General features: G+C 59.9%; 9 protein-coding genes. 3 read left to right on the top strand and 6 right to left on the bottom strand.

The features are described from left to right. Positions 1-40: 40 nt before the first annotated feature. The 5 genes from ACZ3HH_RS29010 to ACZ3HH_RS28990 form a co-directional block, all read right to left on the bottom strand. The gene (locus ACZ3HH_RS29010) at positions 41-2,779 is read right to left on the bottom strand and encodes a winged helix-turn-helix domain-containing protein (protein ID WP_465809895.1); all 2,739 of its coding nucleotides are present in this window, start codon (positions 2,777-2,779) and stop codon (positions 41-43) included. A 369-nt stretch (positions 2,780-3,148) separates the two neighbouring features. Next, positions 3,149-4,513, bottom strand: a complete 1,365-nt coding sequence (locus ACZ3HH_RS29005) for a DUF1329 domain-containing protein (RefSeq protein WP_465809894.1) — start codon at positions 4,511-4,513, stop codon at positions 3,149-3,151. A 26-nt stretch (positions 4,514-4,539) separates the two neighbouring features. After that, on the bottom strand, positions 4,540-6,429 hold the full coding sequence (locus ACZ3HH_RS29000; protein ID WP_465809893.1) for a DUF1302 domain-containing protein: 1,890 nt from the start codon (positions 6,427-6,429) through the stop codon (positions 4,540-4,542). A gap of 334 nt (positions 6,430-6,763) precedes the next feature. Further along, a complete protein-coding gene (locus tag ACZ3HH_RS28995) occupies positions 6,764-8,446 on the bottom strand; it encodes a fatty acid--CoA ligase (RefSeq protein ID WP_465809892.1) in 1,683 nt (560 codons plus the stop codon). Positions 8,447-8,594: 148 nt separating this feature from the next. Further along, positions 8,595-9,779 carry an MFS transporter gene (locus ACZ3HH_RS28990; RefSeq protein ID WP_465809890.1) on the bottom strand — a complete coding sequence of 395 codons (1,185 nt, stop codon included), beginning with the start codon at positions 9,777-9,779 and terminating at the stop codon, positions 8,595-8,597. 85 nt (positions 9,780-9,864) lie between these two features. Between ACZ3HH_RS28990 and ACZ3HH_RS28985 the strand changes: the two genes are divergently transcribed. Continuing rightward, positions 9,865-10,635 carry an AraC family transcriptional regulator gene (locus tag ACZ3HH_RS28985; protein WP_465809888.1) on the top strand — a complete coding sequence of 257 codons (771 nt, stop codon included), beginning with the start codon at positions 9,865-9,867 and terminating at the stop codon, positions 10,633-10,635. A gap of 13 nt (positions 10,636-10,648) precedes the next feature. Here ACZ3HH_RS28985 and ACZ3HH_RS28980 read toward each other — a convergent pair whose 3' ends face one another. After that, positions 10,649-11,278, bottom strand: coding sequence for a LysE family translocator (locus tag ACZ3HH_RS28980; RefSeq protein WP_465809886.1), 630 nt, complete (start codon positions 11,276-11,278; stop codon positions 10,649-10,651). A 284-nt stretch (positions 11,279-11,562) separates the two neighbouring features. Here ACZ3HH_RS28980 and ACZ3HH_RS28975 point away from each other — a divergent pair, with 284 nt between their 5' ends. Both ACZ3HH_RS28975 and ACZ3HH_RS28970 read left to right on the top strand, forming a co-directional pair. Then, positions 11,563-12,528, top strand: coding sequence for a 2-hydroxyacid dehydrogenase (locus ACZ3HH_RS28975; protein WP_465809884.1), 966 nt, complete (start codon positions 11,563-11,565; stop codon positions 12,526-12,528). 33 nt (positions 12,529-12,561) lie between these two features. Beyond that, the gene (locus ACZ3HH_RS28970) at positions 12,562-13,560 is read left to right on the top strand and encodes a methyltransferase (RefSeq protein WP_465809882.1); all 999 of its coding nucleotides are present in this window, start codon (positions 12,562-12,564) and stop codon (positions 13,558-13,560) included. The last annotated feature ends 156 nt before the right edge of the window (positions 13,561-13,716 follow it).

The raw sequence follows: 13,716 nt of genomic DNA, 5'->3' as shown, positions 1-13,716 counted from the left end.
TGTTCGGGGCGTTTTGCTATAGGAGGTGCCATTGTCCCGGCTAAGACAACACCCCCAACTCCTTCGCCCGCGCCACCGCCTGCGTGCGCCGCTCAACCCCCAACTTACTGTTGATATGGCTGGCATGGGTTTTCACCGTGTGCAGCGAAATGAACAGTTGATCGCTGATTTCCTGGTTCGAACACCCCTGCGCGATCAGCCGTAGAACGGCCATTTCACGGGTACTGAGTTGTTCCGTAGTAGAGGACGACTCCACCATTGGCCGAAAGACCACGGCCGGAAGTTTTTCCGAGAGACTCTGCGAAATGGCCGTCGACGCACAGAGTTGCAGTTGCCCGCGCAGCCAGTCAGGGTGTTCGGCCAACAATGGGTCAAACGGTTGCAGGACGCCGCCGGCGGCCGCTTCCAAAGCCTGGGCCAGCGCCTTGCGCGCCTCGGATTCGCGCCCGCCCGCCAGCAACAGCGTGACTTTCTGACTCAGCGCCATCACGCTGAGCATCTGCCGACCGCTGTGCTGACCGTGTTCATGCAATGCGTTCAAGCGTCCTTCGGCGAGCATGGGCTGGCCTTTCATCATGTCCAGCACCGCCTGTTGCAGCTCAATGTGCAGCGGCAGTTGCGGATGGAATTCAGGGGGGGCCGCCGGGTGTTCGCCGTTGTAGGTCTGACCCAATCGCGCGAGCCAGGCTTCGGCAAGATCGGTGCGGCCCTGGGCCAGCCAGAGTTCGCATTTGACCAGGGTGATCATCGCCAGGTAGTAAATCGGCGGAACGTCCCAGATGTGCATCAGCCGCTCGGCCTCGGCGAGTTCGGCAAAGGCTTTGGCGAACTCGCTGCTGCTGCCCTCCAATCGGGCAATCACGCAGTGGCCGATCAACACGCTGATGTCACGACAGGCCCGGGCTTCGCTCAACCCCGTGAGCAAACGTAGCCGCGCGGCCTGGGGTTGCAAACGCAGCGCCAGCAAAAAACCCTCGTATAAAGTCAAGCGTGCGCGCACCGCATAAAGCCGTTGCGGGGATAGGCCTTGGAGGCGCTGCAACCCTTGGCGAACTTCGTCCAATGAACGAAGAATCTCCCCGCGCGCTTGCAGCACGCGGGCGCGATCGTAATGGGCCAGCGCCTCGAACAGCGGATTGCCGACCCGCTGTGCCAGCTCAAGGGACTCACGGTTCAACTCTCGTGCACGCCAGAGGTCGCTGTCGGCAATGGCCAGATTGGACAATGTCGAGAGGCACATCAGGCGCTGCCCATAGCGTTTGGCCGGCAGGCTCTCCAGCGCTTCGGTGCAATAGAGCAAGGTCAGCTCGCGATTGCCTCGCCCCCGAGCAATGATGCCGCTCAGGGCCAGCCATTGCGCCAGCATGGATTTCTGCGCAGTGGCCGACGGCGCCGGCAGGAAGCGGCTCAAGTGGCTGGCCAGTTCCTCGGCGGCGTCCAGTTGGCAGGCCAGACCCAACGCCCAGCTGTAGAGCACGATCAGCCGTGGCGTGCTGATCAGCAGGCTGTCGGGCAAGTCCATTTTCCAACGCAACAGCATGCCGACATTCTGCTCGGCCAGCAGCTGTTCTTCAGAGAGGTTTTGTACCAGATTCGCCGCAACATCCAGATGCCCGGCACGCAACGCCTGCTCTACCGCCTCATCGAGTAACCCTTGAGTATTGAACCAGCGGCAGGCACGCAGATGCAGGCTGGCCGTCGGCACTATCTCCTGGGCGGTGGGCCGGCTACGCAGCAGGTCGGAAAACAGGTGGTGATAGCGATACCAGTGACCGTGTTCGTCCAGCGGCACCAGAAACACCTGATGCGCCAGCAAGAAACGCAGGATCTCGGCACTGTCATGGGCTTCGCGCACGGCGTCGCACAACTCGCTGCAAAAGCGCTCTTGAAGCGCGGTCTCGTACAGGAATGACTGCACCTCGGCGGGCAGGCAATCGATCACTTCTTCGAGCAGGTAATCGCGAATCAGCCCTTCCCCACCGTACAGCGATTGGGGCAATGCGCCCTCGCTGCCGGCTTCGGAGGCCGCCAGCAGCCAGAAGCGCAGCCCGGCCACCCAGCCTTCGCTGCGCAGGATCAAACTCTCCAGTGCCTCGCCACGCAATGAAATGCTGTGTCTATCGAGTAGGGTCAGGGCTTCATCGTGGGTCAGTCGAAGATCCTGCTCATGCAACTCGAGCAGTTGCCGCGATAGCCGCAGGCGAGCCAGATGCCAGTCGGGACGTTGCCGACTGGTGACCATGACCAGCAGACCATCGGGTAAATGATTGAGGAAAAACTGCAGGCAACGATCAAGCACCGGGCCTTGGGCTAGATGATAGTCATCGAGCACCAGCAACAGCGGCGTAACGGGTGAAAGGTGCACAGCCAGTTCATCGAGCAAACCGTCCAGCCATTCTTCGAAGGCGAACGGCTGATGACGTTGGCGCATTTTCAGCAACCCCAGCGCCTGACTACCCAGTTGCGGAAAATACTCCTGAAGCCCTTCGAGCAGCCGTTCAAGAAAACGACCGGGATCGCAGTCCCGAGGACTTAACCCCAGCCACAGGCTTTGCCAGTGATCCGGCAACCCCTGGCAAAACTCCACCGCCAATGAACTCTTGCCGAACCCCGCCGGCGCGCTGACCAGCAGCAGCCTGCCACCGAGACCGGCGCTCAGGCGCTCGCACAAACGCGGCCGCAGCACATGGCCGTCGGGCAGCGGAGGGCGGAAAAAGCGCCCGTCCAATACGGCGACGGCAACGCTTGCAGGGCCCGGAAATGGGGACAGATCAGTCATGGCCGGCTCTTGTTTGAAAGGCTGATGGCGGCGTTACAGATGTCCGCAGCCTAGCGGTAAACGAAGAGCTATTGAAGGTTATTGCTACAAATGGCTACAAAAAGACTACGAGCAGAAGTTGCCAAACCTGAGATGCAGTTTTCCGACAGACCGTGTCGCCCGCCTTCGCGAGCAAGCCCGCTCTCACCCTCAGTCTAATTCCTGCCCAAGACACAAGCGGGCTTGCTCGCGAAGGGGCCATCACAGGCACCGAAGTTTCGCGAGTCACCCCGCCTTAACAATTGCGCCCTGATACAAAATTCCGATAAAAAAACGCCCCGAACCAGTCGGGGCGCGTTTTTCGAGGATGCGGCCTCGGTTCACAACGTATTAGCGAACGCCTTCCTGACGCAAGGCTGCCGGAGTGAAGTCGGCGGTGCTCGCGGTGAAGCCGAAGTTATACGCCGACTTCTCTTCGTTCTTCATGCCCAGGGCCAGGTAGCGGCCCGATTGCAGGTCGTACAAGGTTTCGAGGGCGTACCACGGCACTTGCTTGTCGTAGTAGTTCTCGGAGTGAGCCTCGGCGACACGCCACAGCTGTCCGCGACCGTCGTAGTGGTCGACCACAGCCGCCTGCCAGGTGTCTTCATCGATGTAGAAGTCACGCTTGGCGTAGATGTGACGCTGACCTTCCTTCAGGGTCGCGACCACATGCCAGACCCGACGCAGTTCATAGCGAGCCAGGTCCTGGTTGATGTGACCGGCCTTGATGATGTCGGCGTACTTCAGTTGTGGCGAATCGAGCTTGTAGCTGTCGGAGGCGATGTACATCTCTTTCTTGCCTTCAAGCTTCCAGTCGTAGCGATCCGGCGCACCGTTGTACATGTCCAGGTTGTCGGAGGTACGCAGGCCATCGGCAGCCGTACCCGGCCCGTCATAGGACACTTGCGGCGCACGACGTACACGGCGTTGCCCGGCGTTGTAGACCCACGCCGAACGCGGTTCTTTAACCTGGTCGAGGGTTTCGTGTACCAGCAGCACACCACCGGCCAGACGCGCCGGCGCGGTCACTTTCTGCTTGAAGTAGAACAGGATGTTGCCCGGATTTTTCGGGTCGTAATCCTTCATCTTGTCGCGGAACACGAACTGGTCCTCGAAGTACACGAGGCTGAACGAGCCGTTCGGCTGCGGCGTGGCCTGGGTTATCAGACGGGTCACACTGCCGCCGCGATAACGGGTGATATGGTTCCAGATGACTTCAACGCCGCTTTTCGGAATCGGGAACGGGATCGCGGTTTCGAAGTTCTCCAGACCGTTGCCGCCGGACACCAGGTTAGTGTTGGTGGCGTTTTTCTTGATGGAGGCGAACACCTCATCCGGCACGGTGGCACCGCGATGGGACGGGTAGACCGGCATCTTGAAGGTTTCCGGGTAGCGCTTGAACATCGCGTACTGTCCCGGCGCTAGCTTGTCCTTGTACTGGTCGACGTTCTGCGCGGTGATGGTGAACTGCGGTTTTTCACTCTGGAACGGATCAGACAGAAAACCCTTGCTGTCCACGCTACCGGCGTTTTTCGGCATGGGTTTCCAGGCCGGGATCGAGCCGTCGGCGTTGCCCGCCATCTCGGCGCCCATCGGGGTCAGGCTCTTGCCCAGCTTGTCCGCTTCGGCCGCAGGGACCGCCGCCATGACACCGGTCGCCAGCAGCGAAAGCCCCAGAACGCCAACGTGGAACAGACTCTTTGTTATTTTCATAAATGTGTTCGTCCTGAAAATAGTGCTTAGAAGTTCACGCCGAAGCTGAGCGCAACGAAGTCGCGATCATCCACGGTGGTGTACTTGCCGTCGAAGAAGTTGGTGTATGCCAGGCTCGCGGTGTAGGTGTTCTGGTATTCGGCATCCAGACCCAGGCTCACAGCTTTACGACCTTCCTCGAAGTTGCCACCAGGGCCAGGCGAGTAACCGCTCACGTCGTGGGACCAGGCCACGTTCGGCTTGAGGTTCACACCGGCGAATACGTCGGGGTAATCCCAAATGGCACGAGCGCGATAACCCCACGAAGTGGCCGTAGTGAAGCCGTCGTCTTCGCAATTGCGGCTGCGGTTGTTGGTAGCAGTACCTGCGCCGGCACCGTTGATGGTGCTGGTATTGAGGATCGCCGAGCAGGTGTTGAGGCCACCGGTAGACGGCAGTTCACCAGGCCCGTAGACCGGGTCACGGCCATAACGGATGTCGGAGCTGCTTTCCAGGCCGCCAACATGGGTCACGCCCACTTCGCCCACCAGCGTCAGACGGCTGGCGCCCATGACCTGATCGAAGAAGTGCGTCAGAGTGGTCTGGAACTGGGTGATTTCTTTGCGGCGATAGCCGTGCAGATCCTGACCCGGTACACCGGGGAGCAGCGAAGCATTGGTCAGGGCACCGCCCAATGGGCGCACGCCAGCAAACAGGATATCGGTGGAATTGAGTTGCACCGGCGCGTTCGGACGGTAGCTGATCTCGCCGCTCCACGCCGTACCGGTAGGCAGGGTGGTGGAGAAGCTCAAGCCGTAGAGGCGGATGTCTTCAGGATACTCGACGAAGTACTCGGAATTACCGGCGACCACCAGTGGCCCCAGCGCCCGGAACGCCGCCGGCAAAGCTGCCACGCCGTTGTAGATCGATTGCGGAGCCCCCGTGGCGCTGAAGATCGGTGCACGGCTGTGGTAGTTCATGAAGTACGCGCCGAACTCGGTATCGAGCGGATCGAACATGTACTTCAAGGACGCGCCCCACTGGCCGCTGTCCCGCGCATCGCGGTCAGGACCACGACGCACCAGTACACCTTCTTCGTTGACGTCGACGCCTGCGTTGGCCAATGGGCCCAGCGCGACGGCAGGAATGGTCGAGCGCTTGTTCAGCACGCGCAGATTGTCGGTGCAACCATCGGCAATGATGTCCGGCTGGGAGAAAAAGGTACCGCAGTTATCGACAACCGTCTGGTCCCATTCCAGCTGATAGAAGGCTTCGGCCGACAGATTGTCGGTCAGGCTCTGGGATACATAGAACATGTTGACCGGGATCAGACCTTCCTTGACCTCGGCGCCAGGACGACGGAACGCGGACACGTCGATCGGGTTGATCGAGTTGATGCCGCCGCCGATGAAGGTACTTTCACCCCAGCTCACAACCTGCTTGCCCAGACGCACGGAGCCCGGCTGATCGGCAATGGAGTAGTTGTGGTAGACGAAGGCGTCGAGGATCTGGCCGCCGGAGGACTTGGCGCCTTCCTTGCGATTTTCGTCGCTGATGTCCTTGAACTCGCGGCTTTCATCCTTGAGTTCGAAGTCGTACCAGTATTTGCCGCGGACGAAGACACCGGTATCGCCGTATTTCAATTCAAGGTCATGGATGCCCTTGAAGATCTTCGAAAAGGTTTCGCCGCTCTTGAAGTTGTTGTGACCGTCATCGGACGTCTGGGACAGGCCGTGGCCCCCGTTATTGACGCCGATGAGGTTTTTGTTCGGGCTCTGAGTAGACCAACTGGCTCCGATCGACAGGGATGAGTCAAATTGACCTTCGATCTCACCGACGTTGAAACTGACGCCGAATGCAGGCCCGGCGAGCGAAGAGGCAAGACTGACCGCCAGGGGCAGTTTCGCCCGGCGCCAGAACTGGTTTACTGATGTCATCGACGCTACTCCATGTGCATTATTGTTATGGCTGAGTACTTTCAAAAACGTTGTGGATGACCGGAAGCCAAGCGGTCCGAAGTCACTCCAAAGTTGCATCGCCCCGTTTTGTGCGTGCGCTCCGTTCTTAAAAATCCTTGAGCGGACTATAGCCAGCAGGCAGTAGTGCTTGATCCCTCTAAAGTGTGATTTGCAGCTGCCGGCCACTCTGGAACAGTCCTTTCGCCAGTCCGACACATGTCGGCACGGCAAGGATGGCTGAAAATTTGGATTTCACAAGCCAAGCGCTTGCTTGGTGGGTCTGGCGCGCCGTTTTCGGCGCGCCAGCGGACGCTCAAAGCGTCGAGAGGAAGGTGCTGTTGTTGGCCTGCCATTCGGTGATGTCGACGCGGATACGCTTCTTGTCGAGCTTGCCGACGCTGGTCTTGGGAATTTCAGTAACAACGGCTATCTGGCTCGGGATAGCCCACTTGCTCAGGTGCCCTTGTTCAACGAACGGCTTGAGGTGCTCCTTGAGTTCCCTGGCCCCGATCTCATGCCCTTCCCTGACGACCAACAGCGCAAACGGCCGCTCGCCCCACTGCGGATCGGCGATGCCCACCACTGCTACTTCGCGTACCGCAGGGTGGCGGCTGATCAGGTCTTCCAGGTCCAGAGAGGAGATCCACTCGCCACCGGTCTTGATCACGTCCTTGATCCGGTCGCGAATGTCGATCACGCCCATGCTGTCCAGGGTTGCTACGTCGCCGGTGTGCAGCCAGCCGCCGGCCCAGAGCTCGGCGCCTTTGTGCGGCTCGTTGAAATAGCCCTCGGTGAGCCACGGCGCACGCAGCACCAGTTCGCCCTGGGTCTCGCCATCGGCAGGCAGGAAGTTGCCGTCGGTGTCGACGATCGCCGCCTCGACCAACGGCCCTGGTACACCCGCCTTGATCCGGTAGGTGGTGCGTTCGTCTTCGGTGCCGGCCATCAGCTCATCGTTGAGGTGCGCACACGATACCAATGGCCCGGTTTCCGACATGCCGTAAGCGGCGGTCAATTGAATGCCCTTGGCCTTCGCCGCTTCGTACAGCGCACGGTTCAGCGCACTGCCGCCAATGACGATTTTCCAGCCACCGAAATCGATGTCTTTCGCCGCCTTGGCATTGAGGACCATTTGCAGAATGGTCGGCACGCAGTGGGAAAAACTCACCTTCTCCTTACGCCACAACTCCACCAGATATTCGGGGTCGTAGCGGCCGGGATAAACCTGCTTGAGCCCGAGCATGGTCGCCACATACGGCAAGCCCCAGGCATGCACATGGAACATTGGGGTAATCGGCATGTACACGTCGTTGGTGCCCAGCAGCCGCACGCTGTCGATGGAACCCATGATGGTCGACACGCCCATGGTGTGCAGCACCAGCTGACGATGGGTGAAATACACACCTTTGGGATTACCGGTAGTGCCGGTGGTATAGAACGTGGTGGCGACCGAGTTTTCGTCGAAGTCCTCGAAGTCGTACTGCGTGCTCGCGGCCGCCAGCAATTGCTCGTACTCGCCAATCAGGTTTGGCAGGTCGGCGGTTTTTTCCGGCAAGTCGGTCAGCAGCAGGGTTTTCTCCACGGTAGTCAGGTGCCCGGCAATCGCCTTATACAGCCCGACGAACTCGCTGTTGACCAGCACGAAGCGGTCCTCGGCGTGGTTCATGGTGTAGAGAATCTGTTCCGGCGACAGGCGCACGTTAATGGTGTGGATTACTGCACCGATCATCGGGATGGCGAACATGCATTCCAGGTAGCGATGGCTGTCCCAGTCCATTACCGCCACGGTGTCCCCGGCCTTCACGCCGGCCGCCGTCAGCACGTTGGCCAGCCGCGCGACCCGCTCGATCAGGGTCGGATAGCTATAGCGCAATTGATCGCGGTAGATGATCTCGCGGGTTTTTTCATAACGGGCGCCGGACATCAGCAGCCGTTTAATCAACAGCGGATACCGGTAAGCGCCCTCGGCTGGGGGAATAACGCGAGTCTGCAACATAAGAGTCCCTTTTCTGACTGCACGGTCTTGGCTTTTAAAGCTAAGCACTCTAGAGCCCTTGAACGCCAGCCAAATCAGCCAAAGGGATGATTTGCATAGCTGTACAAATGCTAGCTTTGCGCCAGCATTTGCAGGAATTCGTTAGCCGTTACGCCGTTTTTCCTACGACAGACTCGGATGGCGTTCGGGGGAAAAACACTGCTGCTACGAAGGTCAACGCTGCAAAACCCGCCAATATCAGGTAAAGGCCTACAAAACCTTGGCGCGGTTCGACGAACGAAATCAGCGGAATCGCGCAGGCACTGGCACCGAACGATAAACAGTAACGCAGCGCGAAGACTCGGGATTGCCATTGCGGTGCGACGAAGTTAGCGACCATCGCATCATTCACCGTGACCTGGCCAAACACCACGAACATGAACGCCGCGCCCAGCGCTATCACAGCCCAGCCCTCGACATAGGCCAACCCGAACAACAGCGGCGCCTGGCACAGCGTCAACACTATGAACGGCCATTTCAGACTGAAACGATGCAAGACCCGGCCGATGCTCAACTGCGCCACGGCGCCGAAGGCATACGCCAGGCTGACCACGACGCCAAGGATTTGCGGCGAAGCGAACAAATCGTGCAGGCGTTCCTGAAACAGTTTCGGGTAGGTCATGGTCGTGGCGTTGAACACCACACCGCCGGTGGCGGTAGCCAAGGCCAATACGCCGAACACCATGACCATGGAAATCCGCTGGCCAGCCATACCTTTGAGCGGTGTGTGCGGACGCTTCGGGATGGGTTCTTCACGCACCTGAAGCGCGAAACCGATGCCCAGCACAATCGCCACTACGCCCGGCAAAATGAACGCCGAGCGCCAGCCGAGCTGCGTCACCAGCAACCCGGTGATCAGTGCCGAAAACGCCACTCCGAGGTTGCCCCACATGCCGTTGATACCGATTTCCCGGCCCCGGTTCTGTGCGTAAGCCACCAGCATCGCTGTGCCCACCGGGTGATAGATCGCGGCGAAAACCCCGATCAGCGTCAGGCCGAGTACCAACATCGGTGCGCTGCTGCTCACCCCGGTAAAGATCGCCGAGGCGCCAATGCCGAAAAAAAATACCAGCATCATTTTCCGTCGGCTCCAGTGATCCCCCAGCCAACCGGCAGGCAGCGAACAGCCGCCAAAGGCAATGAAACCGCCGAGGGACAGGCCAATCAGCGCGGCATAGTCCAGCGCGAAGGCCTGGGTCATGCCGAGAATGGCGGCCGGAAAAATAAGCATGAACATGTGATCGATCACATGGGCTGCGTTGATGTAGCGGAGGACATTTCTGGACTGGTTCATCGCGGCACGCTTTACGTTGTAGTGAGCGGCTTATGCTAAGTTGGCGAAAAAGCGCATTCCTGACAACAAAGTCATTGGATCTGACATGTTAATCAGCCATTTCCTGCACGGGCCGGTCAGCGCCTATCCGCGAGATTACGTGGACGGTGCTCATCAGCAATTGCATCAACACCGCGAAGCGCAGTTGCTGTACGCCGTTCGCGGCACCATGCGAGTGGTCACGGCACAAGGTGCCTGGGTCATTCCGCCGACCCGAGCCGTGTGGATTCCGCCATTGGTGGCGCATGAGATTTTCATGTCGGGCGAAGTACGCATGCGTTCGCTGTTCATTGCCGCCGAACTGTCGCCGCCAACGCTGCAGCAGTGCTGCGTGCTGGCCGTCACGCCGTTGCTGCGCGAGCTGATCCTGCGCGCGGTGCAAGGTCCGCAACACGCGGAAAATTCATTGATTCAGAAGTTGATGCTGGAAGAGATCGCCAGCCTGGAAAACCTTCCGCTACACATTCCGATGCCCGAGGACCGACGCCTGCTGGGCATCTGCCTGGCGCTGCTGCGCGCACCGGACCATGCCAATACCCTGGAAGACTGGGCACAACAAGTCGGCGCCAGCTCTCGAACCTTGGCGCGGTTGTTCCAGCAACAACTGAAGATGAATTTCAATGCCTGGCGTCAGCAACTGCGCCTGATGGAAGCCTTGCCGCGCCTGCTCGCCGGAGAAAGCGTGCAGAGCGTGGCGTGTAATCTGGGCTATGGCAGTGCTCGGGCGTTTAGCGTGATGTTTCGCCGTTTACTCGGGGAAAACCCTAGGGAATACCTGAACGCGTTGAACAAATTGAGCAAACTCAATCCCCCGTAGGCGTTCAGCGCGATCAATGCATCTCGGTGAACGCAAGTTTCACACCGATGGCGATCAACACCGCGCCCATGGTCCGGTCGAACCAGTGGCCCATGCGGGCGAAACCGGCGCGCACGCGTTGCTGGCTGAACAGCATCGCCACGAGGCAAAACCAGACCGCCGTCGCCGCTGCCAGGTAAATCCCGTAACCGGCCTGTACCGCCAAAGGTGTTTGCGGGTTGATCACCACGGTGAACAGCGACAGGAAAAACAGCGTGGCTTTCGGGTTCAAGCCATTGGTTACGAAGCCCGAGGTGAAGGCACCGCGTGCGGTGCGTTCGCCGGCCTCCTTGTGCAGATCATCAGCCGCAGGTGGGGCCGGTTGCGCGCGCAAGGCTTTGTAGCCGATATACAGCAGGTACGCAGCGGCGGCCCATTTCAAGGCATTGAACAGCACGATCGACTGAGACACGATCAGCCCGATCCCCAGCAGCGAATAACCGACGTGCAGGAAAATCGCCGAGCCGACGCCCAGCGCCGTCCAGGTCCCGGCACGGCGACCGTGGGTCACGCTCTCACGCACCACCACGGCAAAGTCCGGGCCGGGGCTGGCGACGGCCAGCAAGTGAATCAGGGCAACGGTCAAGAACTCAGTCCAGTACATCGGGGGCTCCTTTTGGGCAGGGCGATCAATAAAAAATTCTGAGGCCGACTTCGCCTCTGTGGCGAGGGAGCTTGCTCCCGTTCGGCTGCGAAGCAGTCGTAAAACCGGATGACACGGTATGTCTGACAATACACGGTCGCCTGGGTTGGGGCCGCTGCGCAGCCCAGCGGGAGCAAGCTCCCTCGCCACAGGTTTGTGCCAGGCCAGACAATGCGTAACTGTTTATTTCATCTGGTAGGCTCGGCAGATTACGCCTTCAGTTCAATGCACAAAAGGTACAGTTGATGACGAACTCTCGCCGCGCCGTTTTTCTCGACCATCCATCTCTGGACCTCGGCGATCTGGACCTCAACCCGTTACGCGAGTGCTTCAGCGACTTGCAGCTGTTTGCACAAACCACGCCTGAACAGGTGATCGAACGCCTCAAGGGCGCTACCGTCGCCATCAGCAACAAAATCCTGATCGATGCGACGGCCATGGCGGCCAGCCCAGAGTTGAAGCTGATCCTGATCACCGCCACCGGCACCAACAACGTCGACCTTGCTGCGGCCCGCGCCCACGGGATCACTGTTTGCAACTGCCAGGGTTACGGCACGCCGTCGGTGGCTCAGCATACGATCATGTTGTTGCTGAATCTGGCGACGCGCCTGGCCGACTATCAAAAAGCGGTCGCCGAAGGTCGCTGGCAACAAGCGAAACAGTTCTGCCTGCTGGACTATCCGATCGTCGAACTCGAAGGCAAAACCCTCGGCCTGCTTGGCCACGGTGAACTGGGCAGTGCCGTGGCACGGTTGGCCGAGGCGTTCGGCATGCGCGTGTTGCTGGGGCAGATTCCGGGGCGCCCTGCCCGACCGGATCGCTTGCCGCTGGATGAGCTGCTGCCGCAAATCGACGCCCTGACCCTGCACTGCCCGCTCAACGAACACACTCGCCACTTGATCGGCGCCCGCGAACTGGCCTCGATGAAACCCGGTGCTTTCGTGGTCAACACCGCGCGCGGTGGTTTGATTGACGAGCAAGCATTGGCCGACGCCCTGCGCAACGGTCACTTGGGCGGCGCGGCCACCGACGTGTTGAGCATCGAACCACCCACTGCGGGCAATCCGTTGTTGGCCCACGATATTCCACGGCTGATCGTCACCCCGCACAACGCCTGGGGCAGTCGCGAGGCGCGGCAGCGAATCGTTGGCCAGTTGACCGAAAACGCTCAAGGCTACTTCAGCGGTCAAGCGCTGCGGGTCGTCAGTTGATAAACTGCGGCACTTTTTTTCCAGGAGCAGAGTATGGATCCGCGCAGTGAAGTACTGCTTCGTCAGGCCGAGTTATTCCAGGGTTCTGTGCTGCTGGCCGGTTTGCCCGCCGATGATTTGCTGGGCCGGCTGCCCGATGCCCACGGTTGGTGCTGGCATGCTGGCGATCAAGCGGCGCTGGACGCCCGTTTCACCGAGCGCAGCCATTTCGGCGTGAATGCTCCGGAGCGCGAGTTCGACAGCGCCGTGGTGTTTCTGCCCAAGTCCAAAGACCTGACCGATTACATTCTCAATGCCCTCGCCTCTCGTTTGGCCGGCCGTGAGTTGTATTTGGTGGGCGAAAAGCGCAGCGGCATCGAAGGCGCGGCCAAGCAACTGAACCCCTTTGGCAAACCCCGCAAGCTCGACAGCGCACGGCATTGCCAGCTCTGGCAGGTTACCGTGGCCAATGCACCTGAAGCCAAGTCGCTGGAAAGCCTGGCACAGACCTACGAACTGCCGTTGGCCGAAGGCCCATTGAAAGTCATCAGCCTGCCGGGCGTGTTCAGCCACGGTCGACTGGATCGCGGCAGCGCCCTGCTGCTGGAGCATCTGGACAAACTGCCCAGCGGCCACTTGCTGGACTTCGGTTGCGGCGCGGGTGTGTTGGGGGCGGCGGTCAAGCGGCGTTATCCGCACAACCAGGTCACCCTGCTCGATGTGGACGCGTTTGCCGCCGCCAGCAGTCGGCTGACCCTGGCCGCCAACGGCCTGGACGCGGAGGTGATGACCGGTGACGGCATCGATGCCGCGCCCATGGGTTTGAGCGCGATTCTGAGCAATCCACCGTTCCATGTCGGCGTACACACCGACTACTTCGCCACCGAGAACTTGCTGCGAAAAGCGGCTAAACATCTGAAAAATGGTGGCGAACTTCGATTGGTAGCGAACAGCTTCCTGAAGTATCAACCGCTGATCGAAGAACACCTTGGCACATGCGCGATCAAGGCTGAAGGACAGGGTTTCCGAATCTACCGGGCCAAGCGCGGCTGAAAAACACTTTTGCAAAACAGGGCTTGCCCTGAAGCGACGAAAAACCTGCGGGAGCGTGCGGTGCGGCGATCCGACTTGCCCGCGAAGAATGCACCGCGGTTTTTCAGGTATTACGCGTCATCGTTCTTCGCGGGCAAGCCACGCTCCCACAGGTTC

The organism is Pseudomonas sp. PME37.24/025 (genome assembly GCF_055556615.1).
This window is presented reverse-complemented; position numbering and strand designations above follow the sequence as displayed.